The following is a 21,489-nucleotide window of genomic DNA, read 5'->3' as shown; positions in this document are numbered from 1 at the left end:
CTTTTTTATTGGGGTGAATATGGAAGTTATTATAGATGGCATGCGCTACGCACCGGTCATTGTGCGGCCATCGAATATTGGTATCGCCATCAGCACCCATAACCGCCATGACGTCATATCCCGCGCACTGGATCATCAACTGAAGTTTTTGCCAGCCGGTGCGCTGGTGATTGTTATTGATGATGGCTCAGCAAAACCAGTGACAACGCCTGAAGGTGTCCGGGTTATTCGGCATGACGTCTCACGCGGTATCGTGGCCGCTAAGAATGCCAGCCTTGAGGCACTGATTGATGCCGGGTGTGAGCATCTGTTCCTGTGGGACGATGATGCATGGCCCACCGCTGGTGGCTGGGAAAAATCCTACATCGAATCGCCTGAGCCCCATCTGGCTTACCAATTTCAGGACTTTGCCACAGGGCAGAAGCTTAACGACATTGCGGTTCTCTACAGGGATGACCGGCACATAGCCTACACCGGCCAGCGCGGCGTGATGCTCTATTACCACCGTAGCGCGATTGAGAAGGTTGGAGGATTCGATCCCATCTACCAGCGCGGCATGTATGAGCACTCTGATTTGGCGCTGCGCATCCACAACGCAGGGTTAACCAGCTGGGCGTTCGCTGATGTCGTCGGTTCTGAAAAACTTATTTACTCACTTGATGAGCACCAGGCAGTTGAGCGCTCAGTGCCTAAACCTGACCGTGAAGCACAGGTTAAGCGCAATGTGACCATTCACAATGAGCGGCGCAACAGCGGCTATACCGGCTACGCCGAATACCGGCAGCAGCGCAATGTGGTGATTACTACACTCCTGACCAGCCAGCCTGACCCGCAGCGCAGCACCAAAATGAAAGCATCGCCTGACCTGCTGGCTACGTGGGCCGCTTCGGTAAAAGGTGGTGACGCGGTGGTGCTGGCCGATGAGCTGACTACCGCACCTGCAAGGGCTTCGCTGGTAGCCGTCCCTGATGTGAAAATGAACGTCTATTTCCGGCGCTGGCTGCATATCTGGCAGCACCTTCGCGATCACCCTGAATATCACTTCGTCTGGTGTACCGATGGCACTGATGTTGAGATGCTGCGAGAACCATGGGAAGAAATGGAACCCGGCAAAGTCTACGCAGGTTCTGAACCAAAAACCTATGCCGATCCATGGGCTAAGCAATCACACCCCGAATCAACCTATCAGGCGTTCATTAATGCGCACCGTAATGAGGTGATGCTTAACGCTGGCCTGCTCGGTGGTACACGAAATGATGTGATGGCAATCGCGCATGGCATCCTACGACTGTATTACCACATCGAATCGCTGCGCTTTTGGGGGCAGGAATTATCGGCCTCTGCCATTGGTGACATGATGGCGTTCGGCATCGTCGCACACCGCTACAGCGACAGGCTGATCACCGGTCCCAGTGTACATACAGTATTTAAGTCAGATGGCATTGGTAAGGAGTTTGCCTGGTGGAAACACAAATAAAGTTTGTGGTGGTCGGTCACCATTCACGCAGGCACCAAGCCGAACAGCTGGCAGACTTGCTTAACGCACACCTTCTAATAGATGAGGGTCAGCATGGCGCGAACTGGAATCATCGGCGCGCTATCGAGTGGGCCTGTCAGCAGGATTGCCGGGTAGTGATACTCGAAGATGATGCACTGCCGGTGCCTGGCTTCGCGCAGAAGGTGGCTGAGTGGCTGTCGCGCTTCCCTGATGACCTGCTGAGCTTTTACCTCGGTACCGGCAGGCCGCCTCAGTATCAGCTTGAGATAGCGACAAAGCTGATTGATACAGACCGGCATCAGGCAGAACACATCACTATCAACCGACTCATTCATGGCGTCTGCTACAGCGTCCCAATGCAGAGGTTACAGCAGGTGATGTCACGCTGGAATCATCGATCACCTGCTGATTATGCAGTCGGTGATGCATATGGTGGACCGATAGTTTATCCGTGTTTCTCGCTGGTGGATCACATGGATAGCAATACTGTTGAGACACACCCTGACAACACACCGCGTACAGAGCGCCGCAGAGCATGGCGGCTGGACTTAAAGGAGCATCATGGCACGACTCGCAACGCTTAAGCCCCGGCTCTCAGTTGACCGAACGCAACGCGTGAGGACTGCAACCGTAGCTGAGACGCGCATCACTGGCTGGAAGCTGCAGGCTCGTCGTAAGCGACTATGGTCTGCCAATCCATGCTGCGCGATGTGTGGCCGCCTGACTGAGTATCCTAACGGCTTCGAGCTGGACCATAAGGTTGCTCTGCATCAGGGTGGTGAAGACACTGATTCCAACTGTCAAATCCTTTGCTGTGGTGCTGATGGGTGCCACCGCAAGAAGACCAATGACGACATGAAAGGCAATTGATAAAAATTATCATTAAGCCTGGCTAATGGTTGCATTTGAAATCATCTCAATGTGAATGATATTGGTTATCATCTGAGGGTGGGGGGGTAGTCCGAAAGCTTCAGGACAACTCTTTACGAAACCTCGCCCCCTCTCATGCACAGAAAATATCCCCTTTTGGAGGGTGTAAACATGTTAACAGCCCAGAAGCGAAAATTCGCGCTGGCGCTGATTTCCGGTATGTCGAAAAAAGATGCGGCTATAAAGGCTGGGTATTCCGCAAACTCCGCACGCTCCAAGGGTTCGCAGCTTGCTAAAGACCCGGAAGTCATCGCTTTTATGAGCCGCAAAAAGAATGAAAAAGTTGAAGTTGACGACGTGCCAACGCATGGAAAAAAAGTTAATACCCCAGCGATAAACACGCCACTGAATCCTGATCCCGAGCCAGTGCCGGAAATTGTCCGGGCGGCTGGTGAGTATGATGACCCGCTTGAGTTTCTGAAGTCGGTTATGAATGACCGTGCTGAGGATATTGATACCCGCAAAGATGCCGCAAAGGCGATGCTCCCCTACCTACATAGCAAAAAAGGTGAGGGCGGCAAGAAGGATGCGAAGCAGGCTGCTGCTAAGGCGGTTGCCAGCAAGTTCATGGGCATGGCTCCGCCACAGCTGATTGTGAATAACGGGAGATAAAGATGCCTGAGTGGTCCACCGCATGCGCTGACTGGGCCAGCAGGCTCATTAACCGTGAGTCAATAATTCCGCCGCCTATTTTCAGAGATTCTGGTGAGCACGCACTGTCTATCTTTAAAGAACTCAGGGTAACTGACCTGCCTGGAAAGCCGACATTTGGCGAGTGTTCAGAACAGTGGGTGTTTGATTTTGTGCTGGCAATATTCGGCGGCTATGACCAGCAAACCGGCAATCAGATGATCCGGGAGTATGGTCTTCTCATCAGCAAGAAGAACACGAAATCAACTATTGCTGCCGGGATTATGCTGACCGCGCTGATTATCTGCTGGCGTGCTGATGAAGAGCATCTGATTCTGGCACCGACAAAAGAGGTTGCCGACAACTGCTTTAAACCCGCTGCCAGCATGGTCCGTGAAGATGAAGAGCTCTCAGCACTTTTTCACGTTCAGGATCACATTCGCACCATTACCCATCGGGTTAATCGTAACAGCCTGAAGGTCGTGGCTGCTGACAGCGATACGGTGTCGGGCAAAAAGGCCGGTCGAATTCTGGTGGAGGAATTGTGGCTGTTTGGCAAAAATGCCAAAGCGGATGCGATGTTTATTGAGGCGCTGGGCGGGCAGGTGTCGCGTAATGAAGGCTGGGTGATTTACCTGACCACGCAGAGCGATGAGCCGCCTGCAGGTGTCTTCAAAAAGAAACTGGATTACTGGCGTAACGTCCGTGACGGGATCATCAAGGATGGCAAAACGCTCGGCATCCTTTATGAGTTCCCGCCTGAAATGGTGGAAAATGAAGGTTTCCGCAACCCGGATAATTTTTATATCACCAACCCGAACATGGGCCGCTCTGTCAGTAAAGAGTGGCTTGATGATGAGTATCTTAAGCGGTCGCAGGAAGATGAAGGCAGCCTGAGAAAGTTTCTCGCCAAACATCTGAACGTTGAAATCGGCATGAATCTCCGTAACGACCGCTGGGCCGGTGCGGAGTTCTGGGAAACGCAGTCTGATCCGTCTGTGACATTCAAACAGATTTTAACCCGGTGCGAAGTTATCACTGTCGGCATCGACGGGGGCGGGCTGGATGACCTTCTGGGGCTTTCTGTGGCTGGTCGCGATAAGAAAACCCGCGACTGGCTCACTTGGTCTCATGCCTGGTGCCATGAAAAGATGCTGGAGCGCCGCAAAAGCGAAGAAAGCAAACTGCGTGACTTTGAAAAGCAGGGCGATCTTACCATCGTGAAAAGAGTTGGTGATGATGCGGATGAAGTTGCGATGTATGTATCGCAGATTTACGAAGCAGGCCTGCTGGATAAGGTAGGTATGGACCCGGCAGGGATCGGGGTGCTGTTGGATACGCTGATTGATGCAGGAATACCGCAGGATTCAGTTGTGGGTGTCAGTCAGGGCTGGCGGCTGGGCGGCGCATGTAAGACTACTGAGCGCAAACTGGCAGAGGGTGCTTTGAAGCATGCACCTCAGCCCCTGATGAACTGGTGCGTTGGTAACGCCAAAGTTGTCATCAGCGGCAATGCACCACTGGTAACCAAGGGTGCCAGCGGCGTCGGTAAAATCGACCCGCTGATGGCTCTCTTTAATGCCATATATCTGATGGCGCTGAATCCGGCTGCTACCAAAAAAGAATACAGCGTGTTTTTCATTTAGAAATTCCGCTTTCAACGACCCGCTCCGGCGGGTTTTTTCGTTTCTGGAGAAAGGGAAATGAAGAATCAGCACGCCGTCAGCCTTCTGAAGGTAAAGGCGGTCAATGAGGATACGCGGGAAATCACCGGCATCGCGACAACGCCGTCACCGGATCGGTATGGCGACATTGTGATGCCCGAGGGCGCAAAGTTTCAGTTACCCATCCCGCTGCTCTGGCAGCATGACCATCAGTCTCCCATCGGCCAGGTGACCAGCGCCAAGGTTACCGCTGAGGGTATCGAAATCAAAGCCACACTGGCGCAGGCAGATGCACCCAGTCAGCTCGCGGCACGACTTGAAGAAGCATGGCAGAGCATCCGGCTTGGCCTTGTAAAAGGATTGTCGATCGGCTTCCGGCCTATTGAATACGCCTACATCGACGAAGGCGGCATCCGGTTCACGAAGTGGGAGTGGTACGAACTCTCTGTCGTAACGGTGCCGGCCAATGCCGAAGGCACGATCCAGACCGTTAAATCCATCGATGAGAAGCTGCGGGCCGCGTCAGGCGTAGTGCAGAACGACTCGAAAAAAATAAAACCCGCTGGCGCTACAGCAGTTAAAAATTCTCAGACTAAAGGAACCAAGATGAACATTGCCGAGATGATTAAAACTTTCGAAACCAAGCGCGCTACGCTCGATGCTGAGCGTCAAAATGTTATGTCAAAAGCCTTCGATGAAGGCCGCACGCTTGATGCGGAAGAAGAAGATAAGTATGACGAAGTTAGTACGGAAATTAAATCCGTTGATGCGCACCTGGCTCGCCTTCGTGACATGGAATCGACTAAAGCCGCGACCGCTCAACCAGTTCAGAAAGCAGCAGGTGGTACGGTGGTAAACACTGTTGATAACCGCGCTCCTGCTGTGATCCATGTTGAGAAGCCGCTGGAAAAAGGGATCGCTTTTGCGCGTTTCGCCAAGTCACTGGCCGCTGCAAATGGCAGCCGTACCGAAGCGCTGGAGATCGCAAAGCGTCAGTATCCGCGAGATGCCAAGCTTCACCACGTTCTGAAAGCTGCTGTAGGTGCAGGTACCACAACTGATCCGCAGTGGGCTGGCAGCCTGGTGGAGTATCAGGAGTACGCTCAGGACTTCGTCGAATTCCTGCGGCCACAGACCATTATCGGCCGCTTTGGTCAGGGGGATATTCCTGCACTGCGTCAGGTTCCATTCAACATCCGCATTCCGGCTCAGACTTCTGGCGGCTCTGCGAACTGGGTTGGTCAGGGTAAAGCTAAGCCCCTGACTAAATTCGATTTTGAATCAATCACCTTTGGCTTCTCCAAAGTCGCTGCCATTGCTGTGCTGACTGATGAGCTGATCCGCTTCTCTAATCATGCCGCTGATGCACTGGTGCGCAACAGCCTGGCTGAAGCGGTAATCGCCCGACTGGATGCTGACTTTGTCAATCCGGCAAAAGCAGAAGTCGCTAATGTGTCTCCGGCCTCTATCACCAATGGCGCGCAGCAAATTCCAAGTGCAGGCAACCCTGACATCGACAGCACTAACGCATTTCAGGTGTTTATCGATGCGGGTCTGCAACCGACCGGTGGCGTATGGCTGATGTCAAGCACTACAGCGCTGGCGCTGTCAAAACGTAAAAATGCGCTGGGCCAGAGAGAGTATCCGGACATGACCATGTTTGGCGGTACTTTCGAAGGTCTGCCAGCCATCGTCTCTCAGTATGTAGGTAATCTTCTGGTGCTGGTTAACGCGCCGGATATCTACCTGGCAGATGATGGTGGCGTTGCGGTTGATATGTCCCGTGAGGCATCTCTTGAAATGGAGAGCGAACCTACCGGCGACAGCATCACGCCGAATCCGACTGAAATGGTTTCCATGTTCCAGACCAACAGCGTGGCAATCCGCGCCGAACGCTGGATCAACTGGAAGCGTCGCCGTACTGCGGCGGTGGCGGTGATTACCGGTGTTAATTACAGCGCTAACGCTGGCAGCTAAGGAGATGCGGGGAGAAATCCCCGCTCTTTTCTCTATGAAACAGGTTCGTTATCTCAAAAACACCCACGATGCACATGCGGGTGAAAAACGCTTTCTGCGTGACGATCACGCTGAGGTTCTCCGCTTAACCGGCCATGTTGAATTTATCGATATTGTCGTGAAAAAGGCAAAGAGCCAGAAAAAGAATTAACGCTCAGGAGAAGCAGCCAATGTTCGGTTTCCGCAAAAAACCAAAGGAAGAAAAGGCGCTTCAGGCTGCTAATGGTGGCTGGTGGCGAAGGATTTTTGAGTCATTTTCCGGCGCATGGCAGCGAAATATAGAAGTAGACAGTACAACAGTGCTGGCTTACCACGCGGTCTTCACCTGCATTTCTCTAATTGCCGCAGATATCGCGAAAATGCCGATATTGCTTAAAAAGAAACTGAGCAGCGGTATCTGGTCGGATCACAGCGATGCGAAGATTTCCCCGTTGCTGAGAAAGCCAAACAGCTTTCAGACACGCATGCAGTTCTTCGAGTGCTGGATGAATTCAAAGCTTTCTGATGGCAACACCTATGTGCTGAAGTTGCGTGATGTCAGCGGGAACGTTAAGCAACTGCGCGTGCTGGACCCAAACAAAGTTACGCCTTACGTGACCGATGATGGAGAAATTTTCTATCAGGTCAGGCCGGATAATATTCACGGGCTGGAGCAGCAGGTAATGGTGCCGGCACGGGAAATTATTCACGATCGGTTCAACTGCTTTTTCCATCCTCTTTGCGGACTGTCACCCATTTATGCCTGTGGGCTGACAGCAATGCAGGGCGATGCGATCCTGACAAACTCCGCAAATCATTTTAAAAACGGCGGAAAACCCGGAGGCGTTATTAAAGTTCCGGGGGCGGTCGATGCAGATAAAGCACGGGAAATAAAACAGAACTGGGACGAGGGTTATTCCGGCGAAAATGCCGGAAGAACAGCATTGCTGGCTGATAATGCATCATTTGAAGTTATTGCTATGACAGCCGTAGATGCTCAGATGGTGGAGCAGTTAAAACTGACTGCTGAAATCATCTGCTCAACATTCCACGTCCCGATTTATAAGGTCAACACGGCATCAACACCGTCCTATAACAATATTGAAGCTCTCGACCAGGGGTATTACTCGCAGTGTCTCCAGACACACATTGAAGGTATTGAACTTCTTCTGGATGAGGCATTAGAACTGGACGCGCAGACCGGGGTGGAATTCGACCTGAATACACTGATCCGCATGGACACTGAAGGGCGTTACAAAACCTACAGCGAAGGCATCGGTGCTGGTTTCCTCACCCCCAATCAGGCACGCAAAAGCGAAAATATGCCGCCTGTTGAAGGTGGCGATACACCATATCTGCAGCAGCAGAACTTTGCGCTGTCAGCTTTAGCCAGAAGGGACGCCAGTGACGATCCGTTTGGCACTCAATCCAAATCTGAAGCGGCCACCACGCCGACACCACCTGTTGACGATGAAAGGAGCAAAGCTCTTACTGAGCATGAGCATTTCATGGTCAAGGCAATGCTGAAAGGACTGCTTACCCATGAATGAACGTGACATGTCACTGCTTAAGGCTGTCAGCGAAGCAGTAAAAGAGCAGCTGTTTGCAGTGCAAAAACGCTATGAAACCGCGCTGACGGAACAGGCAGAAGAAATTAACAGGCTTAAATCTCAGGTCGAAGAGTATCAACAGTCAGTACCGGATGAACAGGCTATTGCCGATTTAGTACTGGCGAAGATTTATGTTCCTGCCGCGCCGGCGCTGCCGGATATCGCGCAGATGGTGAAAGATGAGGTGGCTGAGATTCCGGTGCCGGAATCGCCAGTTCTGCCTGATATTGACGGCATGATACAACGGGCCGTTTCTGCCATTGTGGTGCCGCAACCCGAGCCGCTGCCGGATATCATGCAGATGGTGAAAGATGCGGTGGCTGAGATTCCGGTGCCGGAATCGCCAGTTCTGCCTGATATTGACGGCATGATACAACGGGCCGTTTCTGCCATTGAAATGCCGCAACCCGAGCCGCTGCCGGATATCGCGCAGATGGTGAAAGATGTGGTGGCTAAAATACCTAAGCCGGAAGATGGTGAGCCTGGCGAAGATGGAAAAGACGCGCTTCAGATTGAAATTATGCCGCATATCGATGCTGAGAAATCATACCCGCGTGGCACCTATGCTATTCATCATGGCGGCCTGTGGCGATCATTCCAGAAAACAACGGGTATGAATGGCTGGGAGTGCCTGGTGGACGGTATCAGCGACATTGATATCACTCAGGCCGAAGAGCGTCAATTCACTGTCACCGCGGTGAAATCAAGCGGTGAGAAAACAGAGAAAAAGTTCAGCGTGCCAGTAATGATCTACCGCGACATTTTCAAAGAGGGTGAGAAGTATTACCCGGGTGACAGCGTTACTTGGGGTGGATCGGTCTGGTACTGCCATCAGGAAACAGGCGATAAGCCTGGTGAAGATGGATCAAAAGGCTGGAAATTAGCTGTTAAGCGCGGTCGTGATGCGAGGGCTAAGTAATGCTGGAATTTGTGACGCTCAGCGAAGCCAAAGAGCATCTTCGTATTGACACGGATGATGGTGATTCAGACCTGCAGTTAAAAATTTACTCTGCGAGTGCGGCCGTACTGGATTACATACAGGGGAGCCGTGACAAAGTTGTCGGCGAAGATGGCAAAATCATTGATGCCGCACCTGAACTTCAGCGCGTAAAACAGGCAACCCTGATTCTGGTTGGCATTATGGATCGCGTTCGTGGCGGAGAGGAAGAAAGTCAGTATCGGCAGGGCCATTTACCTTTCTCTGTGACAAGTCTGATTTACTCTCTTCGCTCACCAACTATTTGCTGAGGTGCTTATGAGTGGCTTAAAAGCCGGTGAGCTTAATCAACGCATCAAGGTTCAACGTACTGAGTCAGAGCGCGGGCCGCTGGGTGAAGTGTTACCGGGGCAAGTTGTAATCAGCTCGCCATTTATATGGGCTAAAGCTGAAAACATATCAAACCGCAAAATACGCAGTATGGATCAGCAGCAGATTGTGGAGACATGGCAATTCACCATCCGGCCACGCAGCGATGTTCAGACGGACTGGAAAATAAGCTGGGGGAATGAGATTTACACAATCAGGGCTGTTGACCGCAGCAGTCGGGATCGTGCTGTCATCACAGCTGAAAGGGATGTGCGTCATGATTGAATCAGGCATCTATAAATCCCTTCAGTCACTTTCCGAACTGGACGTCTATCCACTTCTGATTCCTGACACTGAGCAACAAGGGATTACTTATCAGCGTATTTCCGATCCCGAGATTGAAAGCGGTCTTGTCAGAACATCGCTGGTGGCGGGTCGATTCCAGATTTCCTTTGTGAAAGTCTCTGACTACTCGGGCCTGCTGGCGCTAGATGCCCAACTCTGGCAGATGTGGAAGGGCATCCGGCATGGTGATATTGGCGGCTATCCGGTTCAGTACGTTGAACGCGGTTCGCTACAACAGGATAAATCCACGCTGCCCAACAACGCAGTGCAGTACCGCCTGACCAGAGATTTTATTATCTACTTCAGTGAGGTCTGAGCATGCTGAGAATGGAAGTTACAGGTCTTGATGAGCTTGAGCGCCAGCTGATTGCCCTGGGCGAAAAAGCCGGGACAAAGGTTCTGCGCGAGGCTGGCCGGGCTGCGCTTGAAATCGTGGAACAGGATATGAAAGAGCATGCGGGTTATGACGAGTCAGCGAAAGGGCCGCACATGCGTGACTCCATCAAAATCCGTTCAACAACCCGGACTAAAGGTAACGCCGTCGTCGTGCTGCGGGTCGGTCCGAGTAAGCAGCATTACATCAAGGCACTGGCTCAGGAGTTCGGTACGGTTAAGCAGATTCCTGATCCCTTCATTCGCCCGGCGCTGGATTACAACAAATCCCGCGTTCTCCGAATCCTCGCGGTAGAAATACGGGACCGCATTCAAAACAACGGGTAGCAGCCGCTACCAACTTCAAAGAGAGAGAAAGTCATGGCTGATAAAACTTCGCCAGAATACGCGATGCTGCCTGCAGGAACCGTAGTGAAATGGGGGCCATCCGGTGCCGCTGTCTCAGCGATGAAGCCGCTGATTAACTGTAAGGCGCTGGGTGCTACCGGCCAGACCGGCAGCTTCGTGGACTGCACCACGCTGATTGATAAGAGCAAACAGTTTATTTCTGACCTGCCGGAAGGCCCGGAGAAATCGCTGGGCTTTATCGATGATCCTGCCAATGCCGATTTTGCCGACTTCCTGAATGCCGCGCAAAATCGCCAGACGGTCCAGTTCTACGTTGAACTGCCCAACGGGCGCACAGCCAACATGGTGTTGGCGCTGTCCGGCTGGCAGATGAATGAAATCACCGCGCCAGCAAGTGAGGTGATTCAGATTACCGTTCAGGGTAAACAGAACAACATCGAGTGGGGCGTAGTCGCAGGCTCCTGATTTCCATCAGCCACGCCGCCTGAATGGCGGCATTTACCACTTTACGGGATCGAATAATGTCCGAGAAAAAATTCAGTGCGGCCACGTTAAAAGCAGTTCTGCTGCAGCCTAAGTCTACCGCCATCAAAACAGAACTGCTGGGCGCTCAGGTGTACATTCGCCGCCGCACCGCCGGTGAGCTCATCCGCTACGAGGAAGAGATGGATGCGGCGCAGGCGACCGGCAATGTGCGTGCAATTTCAGAAATGAGCGTCCAGCTGGTTCTCGACAGCCTGGTTAATCCTGATGGTTCAGCCATTAAGCCTGAACTGCTTCCGACTGCAGCAGAGCTGCTGGACGCTCACGATAACCCGGCGCTGATGGCCGCTATTGAACGCGTCAAAACGCATGCCATTGGTAAACTGGACGCCGCCGAAAAAAACTGACCGGCTCGTCGTGGCTGCAGCTGATCTTCTGGCTTGCTGACAGGTGGGGTGAGCCTGACCCGTCAGTCATAGCCGCATTACCCTGCGATACGCTGAACCACTGGCGAGCTTACTTTCTTCAGCAAGGCATCCTGACCCACTCCGAACCACAATCCGCAAACACCGCAAACGACACCAGGCAGATCACGCCCACGCACAGCGTGGATCAGCAGTGTGACGCCGTAATGAGGGCGTTAATGTAATGGCTGACGTAGCATCGCTGGCGGTAGGGTTACATCTCAACGCCGCAAATTTTAAAAGCCAGCTCGTCGGTGCCTATGGCGATGCCGGTAAACAGTCCCGTCAGTTCAACAGACAGGCGCAGGACGATGCAAAAAAAACGGAAGAGGCTTACGGGCGCGTAAATTCTGCCGTTCGCGGACTGGCCGGGCGGATTGCCGGCCTGGCTGGCGTAGGACTGTCACTGGGTACCATTATCCAGACTTCGCGGCAGTATTCTCAGGCGCTGTCTGACCTGTCATCCATTACCGGCGCAACCGGTAATAAGCTGCGCGATCTGGATGCAGCGGCTCAGCAGATGGGGCGCACTACCGAGTACAGCGCCAGCCAGGCTGTTGAGGCGCTGAAACTGATGGCGTCAGCGAAACCGGAGCTGCTTGATACGGCTGATGGTTTGCAAAAAGCGACTAATAGCGCACTGCTGCTGGCTCAGGCGGGTGGCAGCACGCTGCCGGATGCCACCAGAACGCTGGCGCTGTCACTGAATCAGTTCGGTGCCGGTGCTGAGCAGGCCGACCGTTATATAAACGTCCTGGCAGCCGGTGCAAAATTTGGCGCGTCCGAAATTAACGACACCGCCGCCGCGATTAAAAATGGTGGCGTGGCTGCCGCACAGGCCGGTATCGGCTTTGAAACGCTGAATGCCGCCATTCAGGTGCTGGCATCGCGTGAAATCAAAGGAGGTGAAGCAGGTACTGCGCTGCGCAACATTATCCTCAGCCTTGAAAAAGGCACAGATAAAACCCTCAAGCCGTCCGTTGTAGGGCTCAGTAAGGCGCTGGAAAATCTGGCTGGCAAAAACCTGTCAACCGCGCAGGCCGTAAAACTGTTTGGTGTTGAGAACATCAACGCCGCATCGATCCTGACGGGCAATCGCGGCAAAATTGATGAGCTGACCAAATCCCTCACCGGCACGCAGACGGCGCATGAACAGGCAGCGGTAAGGGTGAACAACCTGAACGGCGACCTGATGGGGCTCACCAGCGCCTTTGAAGGGCTGATCATCAAAGTAGGTCAGTCTGGCAGCGGACCTCTGCGCTCCGGCATCCAGGCGATTTCTGAAAGCATCAACACGCTTTCCGATAATTTTAATGCCGTTGCCTCTGTCGCGCTTTACACGCTTATTCCCGTTCTCTCTACAAAGCTCACCGCGGGGCTGAGGGAAAACATCTCAGGCTGGGCGGCGAACGAAGCCGCAGTGCGGAAAAATGCTCTGCAGCAGGCCGAAACGGCTAAGCAGACTATTGCCGCTGCACAGGCCACGCGCCAGCAGGCACAGGAAGAGGCCCGCTATCTGGGTACGCGCACAGCGGCAAACGCCGCAGCGGGTATCAATGTTGGCTATCAGAAAGAGCAGGTCGCGCTGAGCCGCACTATCCGTGAGTCCAGAATTGCGGAAACAGCAGCAACGGAGAGACTGGCGGCGGCCAATGCACAGATGTCTGTCACGGCCCGCGCCGCCTCTGTTGCATCCGGGCTGGCGCGTGGCGCGCTGTCGCTCATCGGCGGTCCGGTTGGTGCGGCGATGCTTGCCGGTTCCGCGCTGCTTTATTTCCATGAGCAGGCAAAACAGGCGCGTCAGTCTGCACTCGATCTCAAAGGTGCTGTGGTTGAAACTACTGCCGCACTGATGCAGCTTTCGGACAAGCAGCTTTCCGTGAAGCAGCTCGACCTGCAGGACCAGTATGAAAATCAGGTCACGCAGAGAAACCAGCTGATTAAGGAAATTCAGGACGCTGACAGCCGTATGGACAGCCTGAAGGGGTTTGATCCCTTCGGTCAGCTTGCCGGTGTTGAGAAAGGGAAGACCCGCGCAGAAGCCGACCTTGAGTCCGTAAACGTCGGTCTGAAAACGCTTAAAGACAATATGGAGAACGTCGACAAAGCGCGGTTCCTGGTGAAAACGGGCATTGCTGATTCTGCTAAAAACCTCAAAAGCGATGTGCAGGCTGCAACAGCTGCAGCAGCTGAGGCCGGTAAAGTCGCATCGCCGTGGGGCGGAGAGGACCCGGCTAAGGCTGACAAGAAAGGCGCTCAGACGCTGAAGCAGTTTACTGCGCTGCGTAACGAGATTGAGCAGGCGCACGCCTCAAGCCTGGAAAAAATCAACCTTCAGGAAAAGGTATCGCAGGAAAAAATTCTGAAGGATGCCAAAGCTGCTGGTGTGAGTCAGGCGGAGGTGCAGCGCGTACTGACCCTGAATGCGGCTAATTATCAGCGCCAGCGTCAGGAACTGGCCGAGCAGTACTCACCGGCTAAAGCCATTATCCGTCAGGAGTCCGAAGCCAGCCGCAACCTGAAAGAGCTGTATGACGCCCGCCTGGTCACTGAGCAGGAGTACCAGTCAGCCCGCATTACGCTGGCAAACGATTCTGCTCAGAAGATGATTCAGGCGCAGGCCAGCCAGGCTGCCGCGCCAAAGCTCAACATAGCCGGAGAAGTTGATCCGGTTGCGCAGCTTCAGAATCAGCTGGTGCAGCAGCAGAGCCTTTATACCGCTTACTATGAAGATAGCAGGCTGAATAAGGATCAGTATGAAGCGCTGATGCAGAAGTCATCACGCGATTCGGCAGACGCTCAGTATCAGGCTGCGCTCAATCTGTATGCCGGGCAGAGCACACTGAATAAAGGGATCGTGAGCCTGGCGGAAACGGCGGCGGAGAGAACGACTAACTCCCTGACCGGTTTGCTTACCGGCACGCAGTCTTTCCGGGAAAGCATTTCAAATCTGTTTGCCTCGCTGGCGCAGAGCGTTATCAAAAGTCTGATTGAAATGACTGCGCAGGCACTGCTGACTAAAACAGTGCTGTCATCCTTCATGAGCTTTGGGGGTGCAGCGGTCGGCGCAGTCGGCACCGGTGCAGCCGCATCGGCTGGCAGTACCGGCGCGATGGGAATGAGTACCAGCTTTCAGGCATACGATGGCGGCGGTTTTACCGGGGCTGGTGGCAAATATGACCCGGCTGGCGTGGTTCACAAGGGTGAGTTCGTCTTTACTAAAGAGGCCACCGAGCGTATTGGCGTTGAAAATCTTTACGGGATGATGCGCGGATACGCCAGCGGCGGGCTGGTCGATACCCCCACGGAGCGACCTGCAGCGCTGCCCGGCAGTGGCCGCGCGGGTGGCAATACCATTATTCAGGTAGATGCCCCGGTAACAATCATGCAGGAAAGCGGGGCCGGTGACGCATCTGCTACGGGCACCTCGGCGGCAGCCTCACAGCTCAAATCCATTGTTCAACAGACGATAACGGACAGGCTGAAGAAGGAAATTTCACCGGGCGGCATTCTTTATAGCGGTCGGAGCTGATTATGGCGACAGATACATTTACCTGGGCGACGCGCATTCAGGCGAGCGAACAGCTCAGCGTTTCCACCATTCAGGCGCAGTACGGCGATGGTTACAAACAGGTTGCCGGGAAAGGGATCAACGATGCTGCTGAAAGCTGGTCGCTGAGCTGTAACGGTCAGGTGCCCGTTATGGCGTCTGTCCGGGCGTTCCTGAAAACCCACGTCACCACCTCATTCTGGTGGACAAATCCATGGGGCGAAAAAAAACTGTATAGGGTGAAAGCAGATTCGATTAATCCGAAGTTTATCAACGGCGGATTTGCCGAGATCAGCTTTACCTTCGAACAGGCTTTCGCACCGTGACATGTCACGACAGCAACAGGGCGCTTATGCGCCCTTTTTTATTGGGTGAAAAATGAGTTTTAACCAAGACATTCAGGCGCTGGAGCCGGGGAGTCTGGTCCAGCTGATTGAGATTGACGGTACAGCCTTCGGGCTTGATACCGTGCTGCGCTTTCATGCGTATAACCTGCCGACCGAAGGCTGGAAGTCTTTTGCAGCGGAAAACCTGCCATCAATCATCTGGCAGGGCAACGAGTACGATCCGCACCCGTATGAGTTGACCGGCATGGAGATGAGCAGTACGGGTTCACAGCCGACGCCAAAGCTTTCAGTCGGCAACGTAGGCAACTATGTCACGGCGCTCTGCCTGCAGTTTGACGACATGGTTAAGGCGAAGGTCCGTATTCATACCACGCTGGCAAAGTATCTTGATGCGGCAAACTGGACGGCAGGCAACCCCAACGCCAATCCGCAGGAAGAGCGGGTACAGCTGTTTTATGTGAATGCGAAAACGTCCGAGACACGCGCGCAGGTGGATTTTGAACTCTGCTCTCCCTTTGACATTCAGAGTCTGCAGCTGCCTTCACGTCAGATTACGCCGGTATGCACCTGGTGCATGCGTGGCTGGTATCGCACCGGCACCGGGTGTGATTACGCGGGCAACCGGTACTTTGCGAAAGATGGCACGCCCACGAATGACCCATCTAAAGATGTTTGTGGTGGGCGAATGGCAGACTGCAAAGCACGCTTTGGCGACGATCAGCCACTGCCTTTTGGCGGGTTCCCGGCTGCAAACCTTCAGGGCAAATAACCATGCGCAAAAAAAATCTTGAGGCAATCCGTGAGCACGTTGCCGCCGAATACCCGAAAGAAGCGTGCGGTCTGGTCATCCAGTCTGGCCGGACGCAGAACTACATCCCCTGCAGGAATATCGCTGAATCGCCGACTGAGCATTTCACGCTGTCGCCGGAGGATAAGCGGGCAGCGGAAGCGCAGGGTGACATTCTGATGGTCATCCATTCTCACCCGGACGTGCCGCAGCTTATCCCGTCAGAACGTGACCGGGTTCAGTGCGACTTTTCCGGCGTGGAGTGGGGGATCATCTCCTGGCCCGATGGTGACTTCTGCACCATCAGCCCGCGCATTGATCGCGACTACACAGGTCGCCCCTGGCTGATTGGCGGTAATGACTGCTGGACACTCATCATGGACTACTACCAGCGTGAGCACGGCATCACCCTGAAAAACTGGTCTGTTGATTATGAGTGGTGGGTGGACGGCAAAGAAAACCTGTATGACGACAACTGGCAGTCAGAGGGGTTTGTGGAGATTGAACCTGATGAAATGCGTGAAGGTGACATGATCATGATGCGCATCAGCGCCCCGGTAACGAACCACGCCGCAATCTATCTGGGCAACAATATCATTCTTCATCATAACGCCGGGAGCCTGTCTACGCGGGTGCCTTATGGCGAATACTGGCGTAACCGTACCGTGCGCATCGTGCGCCGAAAGGAGCTTATGGATGCTTAAAACCATGCGACTCAAAGGCCGGATGGCAAAAATGTTTGGTCAGGTTCACCAGTTTCACGTCGCTGATTTGCCGGAGCTGCTGCGTGCGATGTGCTCCCAGGTGCCAGGGTTCAAAAAGTATGTGTCGAATGCGCATCTTAACGGTGTTCGCTTTGCCTTTTTCAGCGGCAAAGACAACATTGGCCTGCAGGAATTTGATATGTCTTCAGCCGCGACTGAGTTTGAAATGGAGCCGGTTCTGGAGGGTTCGAAGCGGGGCGGCACGCTGCAGATCATCATCGGAGCCGTTGCGATTGTGGCCGCGTTCTTCACAGCTGGTGCGTCACTGGCTGCATACGGTGCGGCTATCGGCACCACGACCGCAGTTGGCCTGGCTACTACAGCACTGACCAGTATTGGTATCAGCATGCTGCTCGGCGGTGTCGTACAGATGCTGACGCCGCAACCCAAGCTCAACGTGGGTGCGTCATCCAGTACGGACAATAAGCCGAACTATGCGTTTGGTGCGCCTGTGAATACGGTTGCGATGGGCTATCCGGTGCCAGTGCTTTACGGCAAGCGTGAAATTGGCGGCGCGATAATCAGCGCCGGCAGCTTTACCAGTGATCAACAATAAACTCAGTTAAACCAGTCGGCCATTTTTACCTGAGCTTGCTCTTTAACATTGTCGTCAATGTACATAGACACGGCAGCAAGCGCACCAGCAAGCACGCCCAAATCATCTGAATAACCAACTACAGGTAATGCGTCAGGTACTGCGTCGATAGGTAAAACGAAATATGCAAGAGCAGCGTAGATTGTTGTTTTTGCCCAAATTGGCGTATCAGGTCTTTGTGCTGCGTAGTAGAGCCAAAGGGCTTTTTCAATTACTCCGCTGCCAGCCTTTTTCGCATGCTTTACGATTTTTGACCAAAAACCACCATCATTAAAATCGTTAGCTGTAGTGAACTTATTTTCCATGTTTCCTCCTGAATTTAGTCGCAATTTAATATCGGCATTTTTTCAGGCGACTTTATTTCTTTGTGGATTTATATCGCTATGCAAAAGCTTATCAATGACTCGTTATCAGGCAGTAAAGGTGGCGGGGGTGGCAGCGCTCATACTCCGGTTGAACAGCCAGACGATTTGCTGTCTATCGCCAAATTAAAAATGCTGCTGGCTATCTCAGAGGGTGAGATTCAGGGGGATTTAACCGCTCAGCAGATTTACCTGAACGACACCCAACTGGCGAACGAAGACGGCACCTACAACTTCACCGGCGTATTGTGGGACTGGCGTAAAGGTACGCAGGACCAGACCTATATTCAGGGTATGCCTGAAGTCGATAATGAGCTTTCGGTTGGTGTTACAGTAACGCAGGCCATCGCCTGGACCCGCCAGTTTTCCAATCTGACGCTGGATGCCGTTCGCATTAAGCTGAGTCTGCCGGTGCAGTATCAGTACAAAGACAACGGCGACATGGTTGGTACCGTGACGCAGTATGCCATTGATCTCTCAACTGACGGCGGTTCATGGGTCACGGTGATGGACGGAAGGTTTGACGGTAAAACCACGTCTGAATATCAGCGCGATCATCGCATCGACTTACCTAAAGCCACTTCCGGCTGGTCAGTCAGGGTGCGTCGCATTACCGCTGATTCCTCTTCCTCAAAGCTGATTAACGCTTTCAAAGTTTTTTCGTTCGCAGAGGTCATCGACAGCAAACTGCGCTACCCCAATACCGCGCTGCTGTATATCGAGGTTGATGCCAGTCAGTTCAGCGGTCAGGCACCAAAAGTAACCTGCAAGCCAAAAGGGCGGCTGGTTCGCGTTCCGACAACCTATGACCCTGTTTCACGCACTTATGCCGGAACATGGCAGGGTGATTTCAAATACGCCTATACAGATAACCCGGCATGGATTTTCTATGATCTGGTGCTGGATAAAATCTTTGGTATGGGGACGCGTGTCGATGCCACCATGATCGACAAGTGGGAACTCTACAGCATCGCACAGTACTGCGATCAGATGGTTCCTGACGGTGCTGGCGGCACTGAGCCGCGCTTTACCTGTAACGTTTTCATCCAGAGCCAGCAGGATGCTTATACGGTCCTGAAAGACATTGCGGCGATATTCCGTGGTATCACGTTCTGGGGCAACAGCCAGATTTTCGTCAATGCTGACGTGCCGCAGGTTGACTCTGACGGCAACATAGACGTTGATTTTGTTTACCACGCCGCGAACGTCATTGATGGTCTGTTCACCTATGCGGGGGGCAGCTATAAAAATCGATATTCATCGTGCCAGGTAAGCTGGTCCGATCCGATTAATCACTACTCCGACACTGTCGAGGGTGTTTACGATTCTGAGCTGGTGCAGCGATATGATGTGCGAGAGATGAGCCTCACGGCCATCGGCTGCACGTCACAGAGCGAAGCGCATCGACGCGGGCGCTGGGCTATTCTCTCCAATGCCAAAGATGGCACTGTTTCATTTGGCGTCGGCCTGGATGGTTATATTCCGATCCCCGCTGAAATCATCGGTGTGGCTGACCCGTTCAGGTCGGGCAAGCAGAATGGCGGTCGCATCAGTTCTATCAACGGCCTGCGCGTTACTCTTGACCGTCCTGTTGATTACGCAGCCGGTGATCGGCTGGTGGTGAACCTGCCGGACGGTACCGCGCAGACCCGGACGATTGGCAGTATCAGCACTGATAAAAAAACGGTCAGCGTTAACACCTCATTCCGTATCACGCCGGTGGCGGGTGCGGTATGGGCTATCGACAGCAATAATCTGGCAATTCAGTATTTCCGTGTGACCTCCGTGGCCGGGAATGATGACGGTACGTTTACCATTACCGGCGTGCAACACGACCCGAATAAGTACCGCTACATTGACGATGGCGTGCGCATTGAGCCAGCCCCAATTACGGTTACGCCAATCAGCGTTCTGAAAGCGCCGGCCAACATCAACATCAGTGAAGTCAGCTTTGTTGAGCAGGGCCTTTCTGTGTCCTCGATGCAGGTCACATGGGATCGTGTTGAGGGTGCAATCAGCTACGTGGGTCAGTGGCGAAAAGACAAAGGCGACTGGATTAACGTCGCAGTCACCAGCGCGCAGGGTTTCAGCATTCAGGGCATTTATACCGGCGTCTATGATGTGCGGGTGCGCGGAGTTAACGCGGCAGAAGTTTCTTCTCCATGGGGCTATGCTGACTCAACTTCGCTGAACGGTAAAGCAGGTAAGCCAGGCACGCCCGTTAACCTGAAAGCAACGGATAACGTGGTGTGGGCGATTGATGTGACGTGGGCCTTTCCGGATGGATCAGGCGACACCTCTTACACTGAACTTCAGGTGGCCACAACGCCGGACGGACAGAATCCACAGTTTCTTGCCTATGTTCCTTATCCCGGCGTCAGCTACCAGCACGGCCCTATGCCCGCAGGTGTTCGCCGCTGGTACCGCGCCCGGCTGGTGGACCGTATCGGCAACACTGGCGACTGGACGTCGTATGTTGAGGGCGCAAGCAGCGTAGATGCAACCGCGTTACTGGGCGACATTACCGAACAGGTTCTTAAAACCGATGCCGGTAAGCAACTCATAGCCAAAGTTGATACCAACATCGATGCCATGCTGCAGAACGCGCTCAACCTCGACGCAACCGTTGATCATCAGATGGCTGAGTCGGGCAAAAACCGTGCTGATATCCTGACGGTCAAACAAACAATCGCGACAAACGATCAGGCTTATGCGCAGAAGTTTGAACAGGTACAGGCCACAGTTGACCAGAACACTGCCGCAGTTCAGCAGACATCTACCGCGCTGGCCGATACCAACGGCAAGCTGTCAGCACAGTATTCTGTAAAAGTGGCCGTAGACAGTAACGGGCGTCAGTACGCTGCAGGGATGGGTATTGGTGTTGAAAGCAGCCCTGCTGGTATGCAGACGCAGGTGCTGTTCCTCGCTGATCGGTTTGCTGTGATGTCACAGGTTGGAGCGACCCCGAAAACTTTCTTTGCCATTCAGAACGGCCAGACAATTATCAATCAGGCGTTCATCGGTGAAGCAACAATTACCAGCGCGATGATCGCTGCATACATACAGTCAACTAACTATGTACCAAATGCTGCTGGCTGGCGACTCGGTAAAGACGGGACCTTTGAGCGGAATGCAGCAAACGGTTCCGGAAGAGTTATCGATACTGGCACGTTGCGGCAGGTATATGACGCAAATGGCACATTACGGATCAGAGACGGTCTTTGGTAAGGAGGTGATATGGCAGGGGGGCTTCAATGCTGGGACGCAACTGGAAAGCTGATCGTCGATATTGGAGACTATAACACTCGGTACCTCGGAAGAACGACAGTGACTATGGCGGCGAATACCAATCAGGTAGCTGGCTCATTCGGGGGGCTGACGACATCAGGATCATTTGTAGTTGTCGTTTCGGCTTCAA

Annotated in this window: 22 protein-coding genes; 21 read left to right on the top strand and 1 reads right to left on the bottom strand. The window is 53.4% G+C overall.

What is annotated here, in order from left to right:
- Positions 1–19 precede the first annotated feature (19 nt).
- From LC417_RS03695 to LC417_RS03600, 20 genes are all read left to right on the top strand, one after another.
- Positions 20–1,477, top strand: a complete 1,458-nt coding sequence (locus LC417_RS03695; protein ID WP_223565486.1) for a glycosyltransferase family 2 protein — start codon at positions 20–22, stop codon at positions 1,475–1,477.
- Positions 1,459–2,082, top strand: coding sequence for a hypothetical protein (locus LC417_RS03690; protein ID WP_255601846.1), 624 nt, complete (start codon positions 1,459–1,461; stop codon positions 2,080–2,082). The genes LC417_RS03695 and LC417_RS03690 overlap by 19 nt, the downstream gene beginning before the upstream one ends.
- On the top strand, positions 2,060–2,368 hold the full coding sequence (locus LC417_RS22520) for an HNH endonuclease (protein WP_223565484.1): 309 nt from the start codon (positions 2,060–2,062) through the stop codon (positions 2,366–2,368). Before LC417_RS03690 ends, LC417_RS22520 begins: the two co-directional genes overlap by 23 nt.
- 171 nt (positions 2,369–2,539) lie before the next feature.
- Entirely contained in the window at positions 2,540–3,040 is a 501-nt protein-coding gene (locus tag LC417_RS03680; RefSeq protein WP_052271452.1) for a terminase small subunit, read from the top strand.
- Positions 3,041–3,042: 2 nt separating this feature from the next.
- Positions 3,043–4,704 (top strand): terminase large subunit, encoded by a 1,662-nt coding sequence (locus LC417_RS03675; RefSeq protein ID WP_052271412.1) that lies wholly within the window; start codon positions 3,043–3,045, stop codon positions 4,702–4,704.
- A 57-nt stretch (positions 4,705–4,761) separates the two neighbouring features.
- Entirely contained in the window at positions 4,762–6,699 is a 1,938-nt protein-coding gene (locus tag LC417_RS03670) for a phage major capsid protein (RefSeq protein WP_223565483.1), read from the top strand.
- Complete coding sequence (locus LC417_RS03665) at positions 6,668–6,889, top strand: hypothetical protein (RefSeq protein ID WP_223565736.1); 222 nt, start codon at positions 6,668–6,670, stop codon at positions 6,887–6,889. Before LC417_RS03670 ends, LC417_RS03665 begins: the two co-directional genes overlap by 32 nt.
- 19 nt (positions 6,890–6,908) lie before the next feature.
- Positions 6,909–8,267 (top strand): phage portal protein, encoded by a 1,359-nt coding sequence (locus LC417_RS03660; protein ID WP_223565482.1) that lies wholly within the window; start codon positions 6,909–6,911, stop codon positions 8,265–8,267.
- Complete coding sequence (locus tag LC417_RS03655) at positions 8,260–9,246, top strand: phage gp6-like head-tail connector protein (RefSeq protein WP_223565481.1); 987 nt, start codon at positions 8,260–8,262, stop codon at positions 9,244–9,246. The genes LC417_RS03660 and LC417_RS03655 overlap by 8 nt, the downstream gene beginning before the upstream one ends.
- The gene (locus LC417_RS03650; protein WP_223565480.1) at positions 9,246–9,575 is read left to right on the top strand and encodes a head-tail connector protein; all 330 of its coding nucleotides are present in this window, start codon (positions 9,246–9,248) and stop codon (positions 9,573–9,575) included. The genes LC417_RS03655 and LC417_RS03650 overlap by 1 nt, the downstream gene beginning before the upstream one ends.
- Positions 9,576–9,582: 7 nt before the next feature.
- Positions 9,583–9,918 carry a phage head closure protein gene (locus LC417_RS03645; protein WP_223565479.1) on the top strand — a complete coding sequence of 112 codons (336 nt, stop codon included), beginning with the start codon at positions 9,583–9,585 and terminating at the stop codon, positions 9,916–9,918.
- Positions 9,911–10,294: a hypothetical protein gene (locus LC417_RS03640; protein ID WP_191939810.1), complete on the top strand. Its 384-nt coding sequence runs from the start codon at positions 9,911–9,913 to the stop codon at positions 10,292–10,294. The genes LC417_RS03645 and LC417_RS03640 overlap by 8 nt, the downstream gene beginning before the upstream one ends.
- 2 nt (positions 10,295–10,296) lie before the next feature.
- Entirely contained in the window at positions 10,297–10,698 is a 402-nt protein-coding gene (locus LC417_RS03635; protein ID WP_223565478.1) for an HK97-gp10 family putative phage morphogenesis protein, read from the top strand.
- 33 nt (positions 10,699–10,731) lie between these two features.
- A complete protein-coding gene (locus LC417_RS03630; RefSeq protein ID WP_223565477.1) occupies positions 10,732–11,184 on the top strand; it encodes a phage tail protein in 453 nt (150 codons plus the stop codon).
- Positions 11,185–11,240: 56 nt separating this feature from the next.
- Positions 11,241–11,609, top strand: a complete 369-nt coding sequence (locus LC417_RS03625; RefSeq protein WP_191939813.1) for a phage tail protein — start codon at positions 11,241–11,243, stop codon at positions 11,607–11,609.
- 241 nt (positions 11,610–11,850) lie between these two features.
- The gene (locus LC417_RS03620; protein WP_223565476.1) at positions 11,851–15,198 is read left to right on the top strand and encodes a phage tail tape measure protein; all 3,348 of its coding nucleotides are present in this window, start codon (positions 11,851–11,853) and stop codon (positions 15,196–15,198) included.
- A gap of 2 nt (positions 15,199–15,200) precedes the next feature.
- Entirely contained in the window at positions 15,201–15,542 is a 342-nt protein-coding gene (locus LC417_RS03615; RefSeq protein WP_191939815.1) for a phage tail protein, read from the top strand.
- 52 nt (positions 15,543–15,594) lie between these two features.
- Positions 15,595–16,332, top strand: a complete 738-nt coding sequence (locus tag LC417_RS03610; RefSeq protein ID WP_191939816.1) for a phage minor tail protein L — start codon at positions 15,595–15,597, stop codon at positions 16,330–16,332.
- Between the two features lie 2 nt (positions 16,333–16,334).
- Positions 16,335–17,054, top strand: coding sequence for a C40 family peptidase (locus LC417_RS03605; RefSeq protein WP_223565475.1), 720 nt, complete (start codon positions 16,335–16,337; stop codon positions 17,052–17,054).
- Entirely contained in the window at positions 17,047–17,670 is a 624-nt protein-coding gene (locus tag LC417_RS03600; RefSeq protein WP_223565474.1) for a tail assembly protein, read from the top strand. The genes LC417_RS03605 and LC417_RS03600 overlap by 8 nt, the downstream gene beginning before the upstream one ends.
- A gap of 2 nt (positions 17,671–17,672) precedes the next feature.
- Here the strand turns inward: LC417_RS03600 and LC417_RS03595 are convergent, their stop codons facing one another.
- The gene (locus LC417_RS03595; RefSeq protein WP_223565473.1) at positions 17,673–18,014 is read right to left on the bottom strand and encodes a YkvA family protein; all 342 of its coding nucleotides are present in this window, start codon (positions 18,012–18,014) and stop codon (positions 17,673–17,675) included.
- Between the two features lie 78 nt (positions 18,015–18,092).
- Between LC417_RS03595 and LC417_RS03590 the strand changes: the two genes are divergently transcribed.
- Positions 18,093–21,299, top strand: a complete 3,207-nt coding sequence (locus LC417_RS03590; protein ID WP_223565472.1) for a host specificity protein J — start codon at positions 18,093–18,095, stop codon at positions 21,297–21,299.
- Positions 21,300–21,489: the final 190 nt, after the last annotated feature.

It is taken from the genome of Pantoea sp. OVA07A (assembly GCF_019969975.1).
Classification (GTDB): domain Bacteria; phylum Pseudomonadota; class Gammaproteobacteria; order Enterobacterales; family Enterobacteriaceae; genus Pantoea; species Pantoea agglomerans.
Note: the sequence above shows the minus strand (reverse complement) of the source record. Positions and strands in the feature narration are given on the sequence as shown.

What these genes read in the sequence shown, in the direction of transcription:
- LC417_RS03695 (WP_223565486.1), top strand. Translation starts at nt 20, where the DNA reads ATGGAAGTTATTATAGATGGCATGCGCTACGCACCGGTCATTGTGCGG.
- LC417_RS22520 (WP_223565484.1), top strand. Translation starts at nt 2,060, where the DNA reads ATGGCACGACTCGCAACGCTTAAGCCCCGGCTCTCAGTTGACCGAACG.
- LC417_RS03680 (WP_052271452.1), top strand. Translation starts at nt 2,540, where the DNA reads ATGTTAACAGCCCAGAAGCGAAAATTCGCGCTGGCGCTGATTTCCGGT.
- LC417_RS03675 (WP_052271412.1), top strand. Translation starts at nt 3,043, where the DNA reads ATGCCTGAGTGGTCCACCGCATGCGCTGACTGGGCCAGCAGGCTCATT.
- LC417_RS03670 (WP_223565483.1), top strand. Translation starts at nt 4,762, where the DNA reads ATGAAGAATCAGCACGCCGTCAGCCTTCTGAAGGTAAAGGCGGTCAAT.
- LC417_RS03660 (WP_223565482.1), top strand. Translation starts at nt 6,909, where the DNA reads ATGTTCGGTTTCCGCAAAAAACCAAAGGAAGAAAAGGCGCTTCAGGCT.
- LC417_RS03655 (WP_223565481.1), top strand. Translation starts at nt 8,260, where the DNA reads ATGAATGAACGTGACATGTCACTGCTTAAGGCTGTCAGCGAAGCAGTA.
- LC417_RS03650 (WP_223565480.1), top strand. Translation starts at nt 9,246, where the DNA reads ATGCTGGAATTTGTGACGCTCAGCGAAGCCAAAGAGCATCTTCGTATT.
- LC417_RS03645 (WP_223565479.1), top strand. Translation starts at nt 9,583, where the DNA reads ATGAGTGGCTTAAAAGCCGGTGAGCTTAATCAACGCATCAAGGTTCAA.
- LC417_RS03640 (WP_191939810.1), top strand. Translation starts at nt 9,911, where the DNA reads ATGATTGAATCAGGCATCTATAAATCCCTTCAGTCACTTTCCGAACTG.
- LC417_RS03635 (WP_223565478.1), top strand. Translation starts at nt 10,297, where the DNA reads ATGCTGAGAATGGAAGTTACAGGTCTTGATGAGCTTGAGCGCCAGCTG.
- LC417_RS03630 (WP_223565477.1), top strand. Translation starts at nt 10,732, where the DNA reads ATGGCTGATAAAACTTCGCCAGAATACGCGATGCTGCCTGCAGGAACC.
- LC417_RS03625 (WP_191939813.1), top strand. Translation starts at nt 11,241, where the DNA reads ATGTCCGAGAAAAAATTCAGTGCGGCCACGTTAAAAGCAGTTCTGCTG.
- LC417_RS03620 (WP_223565476.1), top strand. Translation starts at nt 11,851, where the DNA reads ATGGCTGACGTAGCATCGCTGGCGGTAGGGTTACATCTCAACGCCGCA.
- LC417_RS03615 (WP_191939815.1), top strand. Translation starts at nt 15,201, where the DNA reads ATGGCGACAGATACATTTACCTGGGCGACGCGCATTCAGGCGAGCGAA.
- LC417_RS03610 (WP_191939816.1), top strand. Translation starts at nt 15,595, where the DNA reads ATGAGTTTTAACCAAGACATTCAGGCGCTGGAGCCGGGGAGTCTGGTC.
- LC417_RS03605 (WP_223565475.1), top strand. Translation starts at nt 16,335, where the DNA reads ATGCGCAAAAAAAATCTTGAGGCAATCCGTGAGCACGTTGCCGCCGAA.
- LC417_RS03600 (WP_223565474.1), top strand. Translation starts at nt 17,047, where the DNA reads ATGCTTAAAACCATGCGACTCAAAGGCCGGATGGCAAAAATGTTTGGT.
- LC417_RS03595 (WP_223565473.1), bottom strand. Translation starts at nt 18,014, where the DNA reads ATGGAAAATAAGTTCACTACAGCTAACGATTTTAATGATGGTGGTTTT.
- LC417_RS03590 (WP_223565472.1), top strand. Translation starts at nt 18,093, where the DNA reads ATGCAAAAGCTTATCAATGACTCGTTATCAGGCAGTAAAGGTGGCGGG.